General features: G+C 38.1%; 17 protein-coding genes. 2 read left to right on the top strand and 15 right to left on the bottom strand.

Going from position 1 to position 18,595, the window contains the following annotated elements; all coding sequences use genetic code 11:
* Positions 1-457 precede the first annotated feature (457 nt).
* From RTR76_RS07285 to RTR76_RS07215, 15 genes are all read right to left on the bottom strand, one after another.
* Positions 458-1,699, bottom strand: coding sequence for a glycosyltransferase family 4 protein (locus tag RTR76_RS07285; RefSeq protein WP_312518548.1), 1,242 nt, complete (start codon positions 1,697-1,699; stop codon positions 458-460).
* Positions 1,696-2,853: a glycosyltransferase family 1 protein gene (locus RTR76_RS07280; RefSeq protein WP_312518545.1), complete on the bottom strand. Its 1,158-nt coding sequence runs from the start codon at positions 2,851-2,853 to the stop codon at positions 1,696-1,698. The genes RTR76_RS07285 and RTR76_RS07280 overlap by 4 nt, the downstream gene beginning before the upstream one ends.
* A complete protein-coding gene (locus tag RTR76_RS07275; protein ID WP_312518542.1) occupies positions 2,853-3,968 on the bottom strand; it encodes a glycosyltransferase family 4 protein in 1,116 nt (371 codons plus the stop codon). The genes RTR76_RS07280 and RTR76_RS07275 overlap by 1 nt, the downstream gene beginning before the upstream one ends.
* A complete protein-coding gene (locus tag RTR76_RS07270) occupies positions 3,958-5,169 on the bottom strand; it encodes an O-antigen ligase family protein (protein WP_312518539.1) in 1,212 nt (403 codons plus the stop codon). Before RTR76_RS07270 ends, RTR76_RS07275 begins: the two co-directional genes overlap by 11 nt.
* Entirely contained in the window at positions 5,159-6,277 is a 1,119-nt protein-coding gene (locus tag RTR76_RS07265) for a glycosyltransferase family 4 protein (protein ID WP_312518537.1), read from the bottom strand. The genes RTR76_RS07270 and RTR76_RS07265 overlap by 11 nt, the downstream gene beginning before the upstream one ends.
* Position 6,278: 1 nt before the next feature.
* The gene (locus tag RTR76_RS07260; protein ID WP_312518535.1) at positions 6,279-7,052 is read right to left on the bottom strand and encodes a glycosyltransferase family 2 protein; all 774 of its coding nucleotides are present in this window, start codon (positions 7,050-7,052) and stop codon (positions 6,279-6,281) included.
* A 15-nt stretch (positions 7,053-7,067) separates the two neighbouring features.
* The gene (locus RTR76_RS07255) at positions 7,068-8,546 is read right to left on the bottom strand and encodes a hypothetical protein (RefSeq protein ID WP_312518532.1); all 1,479 of its coding nucleotides are present in this window, start codon (positions 8,544-8,546) and stop codon (positions 7,068-7,070) included.
* Positions 8,530-9,849: an oligosaccharide flippase family protein gene (locus tag RTR76_RS07250; protein ID WP_312518529.1), complete on the bottom strand. Its 1,320-nt coding sequence runs from the start codon at positions 9,847-9,849 to the stop codon at positions 8,530-8,532. The genes RTR76_RS07255 and RTR76_RS07250 overlap by 17 nt, the downstream gene beginning before the upstream one ends.
* Positions 9,827-10,645, bottom strand: a complete 819-nt coding sequence (locus RTR76_RS07245; RefSeq protein WP_312518527.1) for a hypothetical protein — start codon at positions 10,643-10,645, stop codon at positions 9,827-9,829. Before RTR76_RS07245 ends, RTR76_RS07250 begins: the two co-directional genes overlap by 23 nt.
* Positions 10,646-10,837: 192 nt before the next feature.
* Positions 10,838-12,214, bottom strand: coding sequence for a sugar transferase (locus RTR76_RS07240; protein ID WP_312518525.1), 1,377 nt, complete (start codon positions 12,212-12,214; stop codon positions 10,838-10,840).
* 102 nt (positions 12,215-12,316) lie between these two features.
* Positions 12,317-13,000 (bottom strand): CpsD/CapB family tyrosine-protein kinase, encoded by a 684-nt coding sequence (locus RTR76_RS07235; RefSeq protein WP_312518520.1) that lies wholly within the window; start codon positions 12,998-13,000, stop codon positions 12,317-12,319.
* Between the two features lie 27 nt (positions 13,001-13,027).
* Positions 13,028-14,491 carry a GNVR domain-containing protein gene (locus tag RTR76_RS07230; protein WP_312518517.1) on the bottom strand — a complete coding sequence of 488 codons (1,464 nt, stop codon included), beginning with the start codon at positions 14,489-14,491 and terminating at the stop codon, positions 13,028-13,030.
* A gap of 37 nt (positions 14,492-14,528) precedes the next feature.
* A complete protein-coding gene (locus RTR76_RS07225; protein ID WP_312518514.1) occupies positions 14,529-15,167 on the bottom strand; it encodes a polysaccharide biosynthesis/export family protein in 639 nt (212 codons plus the stop codon).
* A 142-nt stretch (positions 15,168-15,309) separates the two neighbouring features.
* On the bottom strand, positions 15,310-15,516 hold the full coding sequence (locus tag RTR76_RS07220; RefSeq protein ID WP_312518512.1) for a hypothetical protein: 207 nt from the start codon (positions 15,514-15,516) through the stop codon (positions 15,310-15,312).
* A gap of 175 nt (positions 15,517-15,691) precedes the next feature.
* Entirely contained in the window at positions 15,692-16,483 is a 792-nt protein-coding gene (locus RTR76_RS07215) for a CpsB/CapC family capsule biosynthesis tyrosine phosphatase (protein WP_312518509.1), read from the bottom strand.
* Positions 16,484-16,676: 193 nt separating this feature from the next.
* Between RTR76_RS07215 and RTR76_RS07210 the strand changes: the two genes are divergently transcribed.
* On the top strand, positions 16,677-17,774 hold the full coding sequence (locus RTR76_RS07210; RefSeq protein WP_312518507.1) for a glycosyltransferase family 4 protein: 1,098 nt from the start codon (positions 16,677-16,679) through the stop codon (positions 17,772-17,774).
* Positions 17,765-18,586 carry a polysaccharide deacetylase family protein gene (locus tag RTR76_RS07205; protein WP_312518506.1) on the top strand — a complete coding sequence of 274 codons (822 nt, stop codon included), beginning with the start codon at positions 17,765-17,767 and terminating at the stop codon, positions 18,584-18,586. The genes RTR76_RS07210 and RTR76_RS07205 overlap by 10 nt, the downstream gene beginning before the upstream one ends.
* The last annotated feature ends 9 nt before the right edge of the window (positions 18,587-18,595 follow it).

Here is an 18,595-nt window from a genome sequence, read left to right as displayed (position 1 = left end):
CGCAATCCGTCTTCATCTTCGTTTCCGGCTTAAATCCAACTGCTTGTAGCAGTAAATCTCCTCTGCCATTTTTTCTTCACGATTTATACAAAAGGAAATCAGCCGCTTAATTATCTTAAAGCCTGGTGAGGATGATCTTAGGAATGCGGCCTCTTTTAAAAACATACTGTTATTATTGGAGCAAGGGGCTGATATCTATTCCTATATTATCCTGTAGGTGCGGATAACTTTAGGAGACTATATCCAGTTCAGAGCAGCGTTTATGTCAATCCCAGCTTCAACTGTTCTTAAATTATAGCTATGCTGCCGGGCCAAATATTCAACTACTTTCGTCCCTTTTGGAATGCAGGACCCCGGTGCCGCCAGGAGTATCATAGTCATTACCTTAACATCTCACCGGCACCTTAGCTTGTCATCACCAAGAAAGCAAACTTATTAGAACAAAATATTCAATATTTTAACTCAGGCCTCTGTCTTTTTCAGTTACATGAATCTCCTTAACTTGATGCCATATGCAAACGGCTTCTCGCCACGACGTGCCCAAGCTTTCTACGTTCTTTTTCCATGAATACCTGTCATTTATAAACTTCTGTCCATTTGCTAGATATTTTTTTCTAGCGGCTTCATCGTTAATCAGTAGCTCGATTGCCTTGATATATTCCTGCTTAGTATTGGCTACCAAAACTTCATTTGTTGTAATATCCGCAATTCCCTGCAAAGCAAGATTTGATGCCACTGTAGGTACGCCACAGGCTAAAGCCTCTAAGATTTTGTTTTGCATACCGGTCCCTGAATTTAGCGGATAAACTCCAATCTTAGCTTTGCATAGATAATCGCAAATATCTTCCACGAAACCCGTCACAACAATGTTATTCTCCCCATGCAATTTAATTACCGGATCTGCCGGATCTTTACCTACAATGTATAGCTTGAAGCCAGGGTAGTTTTTAATTACAGTCGGCCACACTTCTTTTGTAAAATAGAGAACGGCTTCAATGTTGGGGAAGTATCTCATATTTCCATGGAATATTAGAAAGTTTTCTTTTTCTGTATCTTTATATTTAGCCAAGTATTCGCGGTTAATATACGTTCCGTTAGGATTAATGCGGATAGGGCATGTGGCAGCAAAATGGGAGTTACTTACATCGTTTTGTGATACTACCGAAGTAACTTGATAGTCTTTGACGATTGTCCGCTCATATCGCTTTAAAAAAAATGCTTCTAAATTAAAAATACCTTTTAAAAATTTGTTTTCCTTTTCTGCCCTTCTTTTCATATTTAAAGACAATACGTCTATCATGTCCATCATTTTGGGGACTGGTTTATCGCGTAATAGTTCGCCAAGTCTCACCGTCTGAATATGGACTAAATCAGGCTGTACCTGATTAAAGATTTTTCCTATCCTTTTCTTAATAAGACTGCTTGTATACATGTTAACCTGCAGCGGTTTTTGATTTATTAATGTTTTAGCTGCATTAAAACAAGCGTTTAGCTTGGTCACTTTGATAAAGAATATTTCTTTGCAATACTGCCTAAGGCGAGCAATTACATCCTTCTTCTCATTGTCATGAGTAATAAATGATACTAAGTATACCTCGTAATTCCCTTCAGGTAAATTGCGTAGCTGCTCAAAAGCGATCAATTGATCACCTTTGTGCGGTGGGTAAGGGGCTCTTGTTGTCACGTATAATATTTTCATTTTACTACCTCATCGCACTTAGAACAGTGATCGGCTAAAATATTTGCAACTTTAGCAGCAGATCTTTCCCAGGTAAAGAGTTTAATCCGGTTTTGCCCCTTTTCTACTAAATGCGCATACAACTGCTCATTAAAGTACAGTTTCTCTACAGCTTCCAACGTCACTCTTTCATCGTTATGCGCTGTAATTATGGCAGCGTTGCCCGCTATTTCAGGCATCGACGTAACATTGGTGGTAACAACTGGTGTGTTGAAAGCCATGGCCTCAAGTATCGGTAAACCAAATCCTTCGTAGTAAGAAAGGAACAGAAAAATATAGGCGTTAATATACAATAAATCCAGTACTTCGCCTGGGACATAATCCAAGAACACAACATTTTTGCATATATCTAATTCCTTGACTCGGTCGTATGCAGCTGAGCAGTGCCAGTTTTTTAAACCGCAGATTACAAGCTGAATATCTAAACCATGCTTTTTTATAAATTTGCCGAATACTTCTATCGTATAAACGGTATTTTTTCGCGGCTCAGTAGCTCCCAGACACAACATATACTTATCGTTAATATTGTAAAAAGTCTTAAATTGATTCCATTGACTAAGGTCTCTGCTGATACCTAAGCTTTTATTACAGCCGTTATAAACAACCTCAATTTTACTATCAATATTCTTTATTTCTGAAACAATATCATCTTTCGCATGGTGACTAATTGTTATAATACGCTCGGCTTTTCTGGCAATTTGCGGCGTATTATATTTGCGATAAATGCGGCCAAGTATTTGATACGAGCTTTTTGAATAAGGCAATACTGTCCTGGGCTTCATATACATTACATCGTGAATAGAAACCACTTGACTGCACGACAAAAATAATGAACCAGTATTATACGGATGCCAGAACAATGTAATATTATCCTGTTTAACTCTTTTCGGCAGAAGAAACTGTTCCCAAATTAAATAATTGGAGCCATTAATTATTACCAATTTATATCCTAGTTCTTCCATCTCGCCCTTTAATTCAACATTAATTTCCCGGTCAAAGTAGAGTATAATTTCACGAGAAACAAACTTCGGCAAGTGCAGCAATATGTTATATAGTACATTGCCCATTCCCCGCCTTTCACCGTTAATCAACCGCGCATCTATACCAATTATCACTATTTACCACTCTCCTTATGGGGAGTGCACTTAAGTGCTGAGACTTCTTCAATGTGCTTAAATAAACTAGCTATACATTTCTCCAGTGGGTATTCGGCAGTAATTTTATTAATGTTTTTTTCTCTCATACTTTGTAGTTTTTCTCGATCTTCGCAAAGCAGTCTAATATTCTTTGCAGCCTCTATTACGTTATCCCGGTCAACAAAAATTCCATTCTCTTTCTCAACGATTAGTTCAGGAATACCGCCAACATTAGTGGTAACTATAGGAAGACCAGTGGCCATAGCCTCTAATATAGTAAGCGGAAGACCTTCATTATTAGAAAAACATAATAATAGATCGGCAAGCCAGTAATATTCACTCACATCGCTCAGTTGCCCAACAAGTTTTACCCGTTTAGCCAAGCCCTTTCCTATAATCGTTCTCTCGATGTTCTCCCTGTCAGGCCCCTCGCCTACTAGTATTAGTTTATAATTGCTGCCTAGTGTTTCAAGAATAGATAAAGCTATAACCTGGCCCTTATTGGGGGTCAACGCCCCTACCATCAAGATAATACGGTCTGTATCTTCAAAGCCTAACTGTCTGCGCAAATCCAGCTTCCTCGTTAGTCCGACCGGATAGTATTTATCCGTATTTACACCATTTCGTACTACAAATACTTTAGGGCTGGACTTAAGCGGGGCTATTGTGTTTTCCGAGACACCTATCAGCCTATCAAACCTCGACAATAAAAATTTGTATAACAGCACCCGTAAATATTGCTTAAGCCTACCATCTTGTGAGTCTACAAGAGATGAGTGCTGGATAGCAATTTTTTTATATTTTGTTGGCAGTAGACTTCCTAGATAAATAGCTCTGTTGCCGTTAAATATGAATACATCATTTGCACTTGTCTTTTGAAGGATCTGCTTCCTTACATCTAGGAACTTAGCATACTCGATATTCTTAATATGGAAAAATTCAACTCTAGAAATCTTCTCTTTACCTTGTTTCTTCCAAGGATGAACGTTTGTAAAAAAATTATACATATATTTGTTATGCCATTGCAAAATATTATATAAATATATTTCTTGGCCACCTATTACATTACTTAAGTTTACTAAGTTAAGCTTCATTTCTTGTCCTTTTCATAATATCATCCATCACTATCATTAGTGCAAATAATAAAAAGGTAAATTTAGAATAATACGAAACAATCGTTAAGCTCATTAGAACATAGCTAATTATTGCTAAGAGTACAAGACAATAACTTCTTAACATAGCCTCTTGCTGCCTTTTAAATTGACAAAAAAGTTTTATTGGAATTAGGCAAAAGATCCCTATGAAGGCCATAATACCTATAACACCATACTCAGCAAACATTTCGGCTAATGTGTTATGTGAGAACATGTGGAAGTCATTGTATAAAACATAATTTCCGACTCCGACACCTTTATACCAATATAGGCTTCCAACCTCGATGGCTTGCGCAACTAATAAACTCCGTTCTTCAAGTGAGTTCCGACCTATGTCTCCAGTGTACACATCCTTGTTAAATATGGTCATAAAATTTTCAAATTGATCTGGCATAAAATATGCTAATGTAACGGAAATAATTATTAGCGCAGCTATTGAATAAATAAAAGTCTTAAGACTTTTATTTACCGAAGTATAAAAGATTATAGTAGTAAATAGCATTAATAGAGCTGATCTTGATCCACTCAAAATAATTCCTAACAAAATTATTAGTGTACAAAAATATTTTAAATTATTTTTTTCACTCTTATATAAGAATATGCTTATAAAAAGTCCAAATAGCATTAACTGTCCAAAATAATTAGGATCTAATAACAAGCCTTGAGCTCTGTGTAGATTACCATATAATATAAAGTTTCTTTCTGATATAAAGCCAAGACCGGTAAAGCTTTGAAAAACACCTAACATTGCATTAAAAAATGTACAAATATTTATTACCTTTAGTGAGAACTGAAGGTTACTCATTGTATTTTGCTTATTTGTGCTAATTATTATTGATGACAAAATAAACATGTATATTATACCTATCAATATACTCTGAACAATTGAAAACGAATACTCTGAGAATTCTCTATTAAATACCAAGCTAAATAAAAGTAAACCGCAAAGAGTAATGGTAGTTCTCAAGCTTAATTTTGACATATAAATTTGTTTTTTGAATAACAAAATTAAACCTAATATTGAAATAACTGGGAATAACATCATTTTGGGTAGAGTAATAACAATGTCTTCTTGATATAAGATAATATCGTTGTATAAAGAGCCTATAAGTAGTAGGATCATTGTTTTTCTAAATGACATGGTATAATACACCTTCTATTGCACTCTGGTTATTAAGTAACCGAACTTTTTCTTTTATTAAATTTTTATCCCAACAATATCGCATACTGAACTCTAGAGCAGATACCACCCCTCGTGGATCATCTATATTTCCTATTATAACGCCTGTATTTTCATCTACCAAATCAACAGCAGCACCAACATACTCAGAAGCGATAACCGGAATACCAAAGCACATAGCTTCATTTACAACCATTCCCCACGGCTCACTCTTACTTATTAACAGCAGTACTTTTGCAATTGTGTATAGTTCTGCTAATTGTTCAGTTTTCATGAAGCCTAAAACAATAAGGCCATCAAGCTTATGGATTTCTTTAAATTGCAGGATTGCCTCTGTCAGTTCTCCGCCACCTACCATTATAAATTTAACATTTTTATCTTCTAAATACACCTCTTTATAAGCTTCTAGCATTAACTGTATATTTTTCCTTTTAATAAATTGACCAACATACAGTATGATAAAATCACTTTCATTTATGCCGTATTTATGCCTGATAACTTCACTTTGCGGCTTTAGTTGCGCATGATAGGAAAAATATTCATCATTATTAACTGCATCAGGGATTATGGTTATTAACTGATCTTCAACCCCGTAATTAGTGATAAACTTCTTGGCCAAAGTTCCGGACACAAAATGATGTTCAGCATTCCTAATGCACCATGCTCTTAACTCTCCTAGAATACCTTGTTTAATTGGTGTAAAAGGCAAAGTTTCATTCCACCAAATATAGTTAACTCCAAGCATCTTGCAGCATACAGCTGCAAGATACGAAGTCAAAGAAGCATCACCGATAATCAACTTTTGGGGTCTACTTAGCAGCAGATAGAATAATATGCTGACTTTTAAATAGATAAACCGATAATCATTCAAACTATTTCTTAATGTAAGTGTTAACCCCCGCAGTCGCTTTATTCTGAACTTGTAGTCACTTGAAGAATCCCATTGCCTATTCTTTTCTTTATCTGCACATATCAAAATGTCTAATCTAACTTTTTCCCCAACTCCATTAAATAAAGGCAATCGATAGGGAGGTATAATATTCGTAAGTATAGCTATTTTTTTTCTCATATTAAACACTTTTCCTAGCCAACATTCTTATGTATTGAAAGATGTAATAAACTGCAATTAAAGGATGGATTCTTAGAGCTGATAGAAAGTGTTTTTTAAAGTACATTATAAAGCCGATATAAGCCCGCTTAGATAGGCCTATCGAACCTGAATCATGCTTATAATATAATGTTTCGATACTCTTAACTACTTTACATTGAGTTCCACTAAGAATCATTCTAGTCCACATATCCCAATCTTGGCAGCTTGGTAAGGATTCATCAAATAACCCGGCGTTTATTATATGCGATTTTTTAACCATTATTGATGGTGAGGGGATAAAACAGCCTTTTAAGATTTCCTTTTTTGCATTTCCTTCGATTACATTTCTATATTGATGAAGCACCTGTCTACTATCATTAACTGCATCTGTCCATGTATAAACAATTCCTAGACGTTCGTCACCGCCAGAAATCAACACAACTTGTTTCTCAAGTTTTGCAGGTAACCACTCGTCATCATCATCAACAAGAGCTATATATTCATATTTTGCTTGCCTGATACCTCGATTCCTAGAATAAGGAGCCCCTTGATTTTGATCATTCCGTAAAAATGTAAACTCTGGGAAACTCTCCTTATAATCTAATACCAGTTGATCATATTCCAGATGATTAGGAGAATTATCATCAACTACGATAATTTCGTAATCACGAAAAGTTTGTTTACGTATTGAATTTAGCAAGCGTCGCAAATAGTCAGTTCTTTTATATGTTGGAATTACAATGCTAACTTTCATACTAAACCGGTCCTTTTATCTAAATTTGAATTCAAGTATTGAGCACCTATTATTATCTTTAAACACCCAGAGTTTTCCATCGGAAGAAAACTCATCGATATCGGTCTCAGTTAATTGGCTTCCAACAATCTCCACCTCATTAATTACTAGCATGTTTTCTCTCTTTTGAAGAGTATCAAACTTAAATAGATAGAGATGCGTAAGCTTTAGCCACGAAAAAACTTTAGTCTCAATTTTTATCAAATCTTCATAGAAACGAAAATCGCGTTTTACAATTCCAATCGGCGACACTACCCATAATGTTTTGTCTTTAAAAAAACTAACTGCCATCCATCTTACAGATTTATTAAGCCATTTTGAAAACGGCAGCGGTATTCCCATAGAACTATATATACTTTTTTGAAATTGTTCACCACCATAACAAGGAGTAATGCTTTTGCCTTTACTTACGATATAGGGTATCGGCATATCGTTCGTCCAATAACCACCAACCGTTGATACTACAGCTTCGTAGTTCTTAGTTACCTGTTTAATGTAATTACTGTCAGAATAGTCCTCTTGCGCTTTATATACCGGAATTGTAGTGTCTAATTCATCAAGGACTGTGCTAGCTTTAGCTATAAAAAATCCCATAAAGGGAAGATAGTCAAAATAGTTGTTATAGGGATACCAGCCGCAATAGCTCGGATCGGTCATATCAACTACTGGAGGAATTTGTTGCTTTATTCCGTTTAGAACTAAAGGAAAGCTGCCGTTACTGTCCTGGTGTTTTTTTAAATAGCCCACGACTTTGTGCAAGTCTCCTAAGATAGCATGGTCATTTGTATACTTATAGGCCAAAGCCAGTATATATACTAACGCACCGTAACCAAAAGACTGTTTTTGTCCTCTCCCAATGTAGTTGGCCTCTCCGTTTGATAAAATAAAAACCCTTATAAATTTTACCCCTAGCATAAAACTATCATAAAAATCCTTTTCCCCGGTTTGCTCATATATTTCTGCAATCATAGCTGTCGAAAAGCAGTGATACTGGAAGGACTTAACCTTTTTTTCATCAAGAATTTGACCTGACCCTAGCTGGAATTTAGCGATTTTTTCTCGAGCTTCTTTGGCGGCTAGTTCTTTGTTTTCTCCTCCACACAACCGAGCCGCACTTCTTAGTAAGGTCCAGTTTGTACATGGGGTATTTTTGAACTGGAGCGGGTAAATAAGCGGCAGCACTTCTTGGTCATGAGAGAGGCGATAATATTGAAGTAATGCATAATTATTAAATTCCCAGTGGAATTGTGAATCGGTTTTATCAATTTTGTTATATGCATTTAAAATTTTATGTTTAACCCCCGGCTCCAATATACCAAGCAATTGCATTAAAGCCAGTGTATAGGTTTCTCCGTAAAAACTCCGACATTCAAATCCACTTTTTTCTTGTAACCATTGCTGTATGAAGACAGCTATATTCATACTGATGATGATTAGATTATCTTTTATTTGCATTCACAAGTAATCTCCTTACAAATTGGATATCTTCACCAAATGAGACCACACTTGCAAAATTGTAGTGATATTTTTTTATTTCTTTAATAATTAATATTAACCATATCATTGCAACTAGTATATTAGCTAAAGCGACACCTGAAGGACCAAGGTAAAATGAACTTAAAAGATAGGATAATATGGTTACAACAAACACAGGAATGAGAACTGATTTAAACAGGGAGTTTACTGATCCTTTAATATTAATATAAGCATTTAAAGGTGATGCAAACGTTTTTACGATAACAAGACCAATAACAATTGGAAGCATATAACTGTAAATAACGTCAACGTTTGATTGGCCTGTCATTAAGTATAAGTATATTTTCCCCAAGAAAACAAACCCAAACACTGTAAGGACGCCTACATATATTGATATTCTAATGAAAGTATTTGTAATATGATTAGCCTGTTCTATATCTTTTGCATGAGAAAGGGCAACACTGTTTTGATAGCCAAAAATCATCGGGACTATATTAGCAACGTTTGCACTATTCAGCGCAATATTATAATCACCAATTGCACTCAAACTAGTAAAAAAAGACAAGAAAAACATATCTGATCGGTAGATAAAGCTTGTTACCACTCCGTTTAGATGGGTCCATAGTGAATATCCTAGCAAGCTTTTTTTAATAAAACCATAATCATAATTGCTAAGATTCATAACTTTGCTATAATTTATCTGCCCTTTGGCATAAATTACCCAAAAAACGATGTATAAAACTGAAACGATACAGTCCTTAATTGCAATGTACTTCAGAGAGGGGAAAACAAACAAACCACAGGTTAGTATGACATTTATTATTGCTCTTGCCATTGCAATTTTTGTAACTACTTTTTGTTTAAAAGTTGATGTAGTGTAAATTAAAATTGGAGCAACTAAAGAATCCGCAATTAAAATTACGGTTACAGATATAATGCTATAAATAAAATTCTGATTATCATGGGTCCCTACAAGAATTATTGCTATCATCCCACTCAATAAGACAAAACAAATACTTTTAACTACGCTAAAGGCGAAGAAGTTTATAAAGTAATTGTCCAGGTTAAGACTATATTTCTTGTGATCTCTAAGGATGATTGCCTCCAGAGAGATGTTTACAAAATTGACAAATACATAGTATCCGACTACTACCCCAACAATCCCATAGTCTTCACGATCAAGTAATCGGACTAGTAAGATAGATAAAATAAGCTGAGATCCGATAACAAAAAACTTTTCAATAAACGATTGAATAATATTACTTATGATTTGATTTTTCATTAATCTCGGTACTTACCTTCCACATTAGTTTTGTTCCCCTAGCTAATCTACACATCGGATAAGCACTTGGATTAAATAGCTTAAGAGGAAAATTGTAATTGTGGGGATTGACCTCGCCTCGATACCAAAGAAAGTTTCTAAGCTTTTTATTCTTCAAAATTAGGTTCGATAAAGGTTGCGGCAATGGTCTGGTTCTAGCCCATCGAGTACAAATTTTTATAACTTCCTTCTCATAAATCTTAGGTAACATCCTCACGTGCACAACCCATTCGTTGTCACTATCTCTAACATACATGACTGGTTCCATTTGAGATGGAACTTTAGAATCCATAATTTTTATCTTAATATCGAATTGATTGCCACTAAGAACAACAACATTCACCGGATATTGGTGATATACATTACTCGCCTTATGGTAAATTTTTTTTCCGGAGATTTGAGCAAATTCAAAGTGTTCTTTCTTAAATCTAAAGCGCATGACGAAATCCATAAAAATGCTTTCCTCATGGCACTGAGCTTCGACAAATCTAGTGACTTGATTTAAACTTTCGATCTTATCCGCTATGTTGAGTTCCCATTTTCCTTCCTTCATCTGTGTAACTATGTTAGCTGTAAAATGATCTAAACTGGAGTCATAGAATTCCTTCAGACATTGATGCCTCCAACCTACACCAGCTTCCAAGGAGAAAAAGGCAGATGAATCTGCTGTTTCAAATCCCCATGGATAAATTATGTTAGTCCCATTTACGTACAATTCACTGATAACATGGTTAGATATTTTCCACATTAAATTCAAGTTCTTCCCTCCTCTCTTATTATTCTAAATACCCTATATGGTCTCACTATACTATAACCTGCCCGAGTACTCAGCTTATAATATAGTGTCGTGCATTGTTATGGAATAGGGATAAACCTACTAATTTCTTGCTTAATATTAACATATGCTAAATTTCTCGCTTAAACTGGTGAACAAAGAAGATGGAGATAGCTATCCGATTTTTTCGATCTGATACATTGCTAAATCAAGTTTAACCTTATTTGATATTACACCTTCAGTACTACTTTTTGTTACCAATATTTTTACCGTCTGGAGCATTATAACTATATCTGTAAGCACATTACACTTCTGTATATAAATTAGATCATAAACAAGTTTATTATACGGCGTAGTGTTATACTTACCATAAACCTGGGCCATTCCAGTAATACCAGGCTTAACATTATGTCGATAAACATATTCAGGAATTTCCTTCTTAAACTGTTCTACAAAAAATGGCCGTTCAGGACGTGGTCCAACAATACTCATGTCTCCTAAAAACACATTGAAGAGCTGCGGTAATTCATCGATCCGGGTCGCGCGTAAAAAACGCCCTAGACTAGTAATGCGCGGATCATTTTCCGCTGCTAGTACTGGACCTGTAATTTTTTCAGCATCCTGACGCATAGTTCTGAATTTGTATACTTTAAACTTCTTTTCGTCGCGTCCTGTACGCACTTGTTTATATAATACGGGTCCGGGACTGTCTAGCTTAATGGCAATAGTTATCAGAATACAAAGCGGCAAAAATAATAGCAGCGCTGCTCCGGTAATAGTCAGATCCAATATACGTTTTAAAGAACGCTGTTCTAAAGTAGGCTTCAAATATTGCGGACGAAATACGGGAATATCATCAAATTTATCAAGTTCAACCCCGCTGCAAAATAGCTCATAAACGTTAGGAATTAAAAATACCTGTTTACCATTCACATGACAAAAATGTACAATATCAGCCTTATCACTTAGGCTTAAGCCAGCACAAACAATAATTAAGTCAATATCCTCCGCCACTTTTTTCCATGGCTCGCTATCACAATCAGTACAAATATACCGTACTTCATAGTTTAACTGTGGTTGGGCATTTAATCGGGCAATCACTCTAACGCATTCAGACTGGCTGCCAATAATTAGTGCATTTTGCGGTATAATCCTGGCACGTTCCATTCTCCAGAATATATATTTCCAAACAGCCAACAGAATAAATTGCAGTATCATAGTAACGATGAGTACGCCCCGTGAATAACTGAACTCACGAAGGAAAAAACTAGCAGCCATCATAATAATAAATAGATTAAATAGCGCTACAGCTAAACTTAGTAGAAGCTCACTATACTTTTTTCGCACCAGCGAAAATAATCCGTTAATATTAAACAAAATCCCGGCTGTAATAATCATTACAGGCAACATATTATAATAACTGCCAGATATCAAACGAGGCGTATTACCATAAAAAACAATCACAACAGCTAAATAGGTTGCTACCAACAACAAACATATGTCGCCTGTCAGTAATACCAATTTTCTAAGCATCGGAAATCTGTTCCTCATGAAATCGCCTCAAATTCAAAAATTTTTCTTACAAAATCGCTTTTTACTTTTTAATTCTCACTATCTACTCGGTTTAACTCTGTCATTAATTGACTTTGAGAATTATGTTCGTGCCTTCTCATTCCCGTAATAATAGTAGTAATAGGAGTGCTCCTCTTCAATCTCAACTCGGTTTAGAATAGCCCCCAGGATATGACCATTCGCTTTAATTAATAGGTCCTTTGCCTTTTGGGCCATCTCGGGGCGGACACTTGTAGAGTCAATGACCAATACGATGCCGTCCACTTTAGCTGCCATAACAGCCGCATCAGTCACTGCAATAGTTGGCGGCGCATCAATCAGTATCATATCGGCCATTTTCTTCAGTTCATCAAGCAACTCTGCCATTTTGGCGGAGCTCAGCAATTCTGAAGGATTAGGCGGAATCGGACCGCTGGGTAAAATACGTAGATTATTAATTTCCGTATCCTGCAGAAAAACTTCTGCCGGACTGTCATCAACTAGAATATTAGTCACGCCCTTGTTGCGTTTACCGAATATCCGATGCTGCACTGGCTTACGAAGGTCGCAGTCAACAAGAATGATGCTACGGCCTGACTGAGCCAGTGCTACGGCAACATTAGCAATTGTAGTAGACTTCCCTTCAGCCGGACCAGAGCTGGTAAACATGATTGTTCGCAATTCGCTGTTTACTTTGGCAAACTGCAGGTTTGTCCGCAAAGTCCGATATGCTTCGGAAATAGGCGATTTGGGATCTTCATGAACAATGAGTTTTCTTTGTGCCATAATAACCTCTCATTCTATTCCCGCACGCTAAGCCCGGCGGTCTTGTTTGTTATTACTGTTAAAAAGCTGCTTTACTTTGTCCATTATGCTGGTATCCTTGTGAACCTCGCTGTCAAATGCAGGTATACTTCCCAATAAGGGAAGATCCAGATAGTGCTGGACATCTTCACTCGTACGGACCGTTTTATTCAGGTATTCCAGCGCAAATGCCAGTCCCACACCGGTAAACAGGCCTAAGATTGCGGCGATAACAGTGTTCAGAAGTTTCTTCGGTTTAATCGGTTTTTCCGGTGCAATTGCTATATCAATAATTTGGACATCGGTCGGTTCCATGACCTCACTGATCCGTGCTTCTTCGTACCGTTTAGCCAGCATTACGTAGATTTCCTGTGAAACACTCGCATCCCGCATGACTTTCACTAAACCTTGCTCCTTAGCGGGCAGTTTGCTGACTTGTTCTTCTCCCTGAGAAATTAGCTTTCGCAAGGCCTGCTGCTGAGCAGTCGATACGGCAACTTCGACCTCAGCCTCTAGTTTGGCCTGTAGGAGCCCCTGATGTACCGGATTAGCCGATGGAGCATCGGCATTAACGACCTTGGCAATCTCAACATTCAGCTTACTGAGCGTTTCTGCAATAGCAGCTTTCGTCGCAATAACCTGTGGATGCTTATCCGTATAGTTTTGCTTTAAGCTGACCAGATTGACTTCCAGCTCAGCCAGCTTTAGCTTATATTGCTGAATAACCGGATTCTCGGCAATAAAGCCCGGTTTTTGTCCTGCCAGCTGACTTTGTGCACTGGCAAGCTTCGCCTTTGCCGTCTCAGCTGAAATTTGATTATCTGCTGACAACTTATCAATTGCAGCCAGCTTCTCAATCAGTGCCTTTGTCTCTTCAGTAGGCGCAGCAATTTTCTGACTCTGCTTGTATTTTTGTAAAGCATTTTCTGCTGTTTCTAGTTCCTTTTTGGACTCCTGCAGCCGCTCACCAATGAATTCCTTGACTTTGGACTGTTCTCCGCGAACAAGGGCGATCATTCTATCTATAAAAGTGTTGACCAGTGTATTTGCAATTAGCTGTGCTTCTGCCGGTGTTCCCGCCTGTACCTTAATATTTAGGATTTCCGTATCTTTTACCGGCTGAGTGGTAATTGTTTTGACGAAGTTTTCATATACCGGAAGTTCTTCCTTATCCTGCTGGGTCTGATCAATAACGGATTGAACTACGGTACGGCTCTTCAAAATCTCCGCATAGGTGGACATGACCTGCTTTGTCCCCATCGGATTCATAGAACCTAAACCGCCAAGCAATGAGTCGGCAAGCCCCTTTGACTGCTTAACTCTAAGAGTGGTTTCGGCCTCATATGTAGGAGGAAGTAAGAAGCTTATAATCAGTGCAATACTTACAAATGCTGAGAAAACCGTGAAAATAAGCCTGCGCCTTTTTCTCAAGATCTTCAATATATCCCGTAAATCAAGTGTATTCTCGTCCACGCTTGTTCCCCCGCTCAAATCTTTCTCTAAAAGTTACTTAGTCTTTTCCTAACCGATCTGCTTGATAAACTGCTGAGAACCACGGCAAAATATCAGTTGCAAAGTTAATCTTACCGTTACTGGTTAAGTACACAACATCGCCTTCGTTTAAAGCAACATTTTGGCTGCTATCGCCATTTTTCAGCAGCTTAAGCAAATTGACTTTTTGCGGCTTGTCCACATTGTCTCTGCGGATAATGAAGATTTCTTTCTTTGCCGCACGCTTTGTATAGCTCCCTGCCATGCCGATAGCATCAAGCAGATTGTGCTGCTTTTCCAGTTCATACATGCCGGGCTTAGTAACCTCTCCCAGTACATACACACGAGTTGTACGGAATTTAGCAATATTTACCGTCACATTCGGATCTATAACATAATTTCCGAGTCTTGCGGCGAGAGCAGTTGTCAATTCTCCTGCAGTCATTCCTTGAACATTCAGTTCACCAGCTAATGGAAAAGATAATTTACCGTCAGGACGTATAATAAGCTCTTCATTTTTTAAATCTTCATAACCCCAGACCCCAACACTAAGTACATCGCCAGGCCCTAGCTTATAGTCATCAGGCTGGGCGGAAACACATGCCACATTCAATGCTAACATGGCCGCTACAATACCTGATGTTACAACCTTCTTCATTCTCTTCCCCCTATATTGTCGAATATTGTTTATTCTATAGTTCTTTTTTTTCCACCGATATCCTTCCTTGCAAAATTGTGGATGATTTGAAACGCCTTTGTAAATAGGAAAAAGCGCCTATTTACAAAGGCGCTCTGTTTGTTTAGCACTTCTTCCCTTTACACTTAAAAGCGAAAGAAACATACTCTTGCAAAGCTTCTTCGAGCGTTTGCATCTGTGCTTGTGTTAAGTTTTCAATCTTTGCTATGCCAACAGCATCACGGATTATTTCATCAATCTGAAAGCTGCGATAGCCTAAATCCTCCAGTTGTTTGATATGTTGGTTCATACGTTCACGCTGCTCTAACATTATGAGACCTTCTTCCGTACAAGCACACAACGTCCTAATAATTAAGGACTTTTGCACCATTTTTTCTGAGTCTCATTATAATTTAAAATTTATTAAGTTTCAAACTTTTTAATCTGCTATTTTCCGACATTTTCGGCAATACAAAAAACGTCCACTGTTTTTCAGTGGACGTTTTTCACCTCATTATACCTAACATTCTTTTCAGTAATCCTGGCTTTTTCATAAATTTGATTTGTTGTACATCTGTTAGCGTGATCTCTTCACTATTGATAATACATAACGGATTCGCAAAAAATATTTGCCGAGTTTTGTCCTCACCAATGCAAGCGAAAGACTTTTCTAATGCATCTGTTAGCCGGGGCGTACGAGACTTTGGACCGTGAGTATCTGATCCAAAAAAATGCACGAGATTGCTATTTAGCAATACTTCTGCCGTCTGCATGGCACGATCACCCATTTTCCCCACTAGGCTGGGCCCATTCACTTGCATAAGTATCCCCTTATTGACCCACTCTACGATCAATTCGGGATTGCGGGCAATTTCCGGATGCCGCTCCGGATGCGCTAAAATGGGGCTGACCCCTCGTGCCTGGAGAGTAAAGAAAAACTCATCCGTATATTGAGGGATATGAGTAGCTGGCAGTTCCACCAGCATATATCTGCCACCGTTGATGCAGTAGGGACCAGGTCCCTTGATCAGGTTTAGAATATCCATATTTAATGCTACTTCGGCACCTGGAACAATAGTAAGGGCTATGTTCTCTCGCTTAAGTTCGCGTCTCAATTCAGCGCACAGCCCTTGAATTTTTGACCACTCCGGTAGCCATTGCCCTTCTATCACATGGGGAGTAGCCGCTATAACCGTTGTACCATTATCTATCGCAATCCGGGCCATTTCTATTGAGTTTTCTATTGTTTTAGCGCCATCATCAATACCAGGGAGTATATGACTGTGTAAATCTATCATGTTTAGTCTCCTGTTCTTTCGAAACTACAACTATATTGCAATCAGCTCATTAGTTAGTATTTAGACTTTTATTATAGCATACAACCATAAAAACAGCATTGGAGTGATACAAATTCCTTCTCACACTTGAAAAAATTATGTTACAATCATAGATGCAATATTAATAGTTTATTAAAAACTTTGAGGAGATATTATGAAAGTCCTGCTTGTTGTGCCCCGGTTAAATATAGGTGGAGCAGAGTCTTATGTTTTTACTCTTGCTACTGGACTGCGGAGTAGAGGAATTGACGTTGTTATCGTGTCCGGCGGTGGTCAATTGGCAAACGCCCTTAAGCAAGCTGGGTTTAAGCATTACTATTGCCCCATTCGTCTTAATCGCTATCTTGCTGGCCATGCGCTCACCTATATTATCCGGCGAGAAGAGATTGACCTTGTTCACGCCAATTCGACCGCAGCTGCTTATGCAGCCGCTATTGCCTGTGAAACAGCAGGCGTACCGTGGGTTATGACCGCTCATGGCGTATTTAGCTCATCAGAGGCAGATCGCGGCATCAGACAGGCGGCCCAGATCATTTGTGTCAGTGATTTTCTTAAAAACTATCTAATTGTAAATTCCAGAGTATCCAGCAGCAGCCTCGTTACGATCTACAACGGCGTCGATTTAGAGATATTTAACTCGGCTAAAGCCAATAAGAATTTACGCATCAATTGGAATTTGAAAAACGATGACTTCGTTGTCGGACTCATCAGCAGAATGGCCACGCGTAATAACAAGGGTCATTATGACATGATTCAGGCAATGGCCACGCAATCCGAGAGTAAGCCTTGGAAACTCCTCGTCATTGGCAAAGGTAAGTCAGCATGGCGTATTAAGCTCAAGGTCTTGCTGAAGGGTTTAAGAAACCGAATCATTTTTGCCGGTCATCAGACAGATGTTCCCAATACAATTGCTGCCTGCGATATATTGATCCTTCCTTCTATACTTGAGACCTTTGGTTTGGTACTTGCTGAAGGAATGGCTATGAAAAAGCCGGTAATTTCCTATGCTGTTGGCGGCACACCGGAAGCGGTCGAACATGGTATAAGCGGTTTTTTGGTCTCCTCCGGAAATGCAAATGAGATGATGGAACTTATTGATAGATTATATCACGATCGTGAATTGGGCAAAACATTGGGGGAAAATGGGTTGAAAAGAGTTGAGACTTTATTCGATAGTAAAAATATGGTAGAGGAAACAATTTCTCTATATAATAAGGTTTTAGGCTCTGAGGTAGACAAACCATGCTCATGATACTAGTAGTACTACTCCTAGCAGGTACTTTTGTAATATACCTGCGGTTTTCGAAACGCGTCCCGATCCTCATGTACCACCGGATAGCAGATATTCCTGGTGACCGCAATTCACTTTCGCCTGCTAAATTTGAGGAGCAGTTGGATTACCTATCAGCCTGGGGTTTTCATACGGTTTCCCTTCAGGATGTCCATAGTTATTACACCCAGGGTAAAGAACTCCCACCAAAACCTGTTGTACTAACCTTCGATGATGGCTATGAAGATAATTTTTCTGTTGCTTTGCCTTTACTTACTGCCCGAAATATGAAAGCTACTGTCTTCCCCATTTCTGACTGGATAGGCCAGCCCAATAACTGGGAAAACTTTGGAAAACCTCCGGCTGTTACAATGAATTGGGAGCAGTTGCAGAACTGGTTAAATGCCGGTATGGAAATTGGTTCCCATACCGTTAGCCACCCCTTTTTATCTCAGTTGCCGGGAGACGCTTTGCATACGGAGTTAACCCAAAGCAAAGAAGTTCTTTTATCGCGTTTTAGCCTGCCGGGAGATTTTTTATGCTATCCTTATGGTAACTATAGTGACCAGGTTATCACAGCTGCTAAAGAAGCCCAATATAAAGGAGCTTTAGCGATATACGATAAAGCTCCTTTGTGGAATCTAGACCTATATGCCTTGCCACGCATTCCAGTTTCCTCACGGCAGCCTTTATGGGAATTTGCTATCAAGGTTTCCTGGCTGCATTCGATACTTATTTTCTTTAGAAAAGCAGAAGTGTTTATAAAAAGACGACTTAGAAAGAAACGTCAATGAGCCAGCAGT

The organism is Anaerospora sp., assembly GCF_032013335.1.
Lineage (GTDB): Bacteria > Bacillota > Negativicutes > Sporomusales > DSM-15969 > Anaerospora.
Note: the sequence above shows the minus strand (reverse complement) of the source record. Positions and strands in the feature narration are given on the sequence as shown.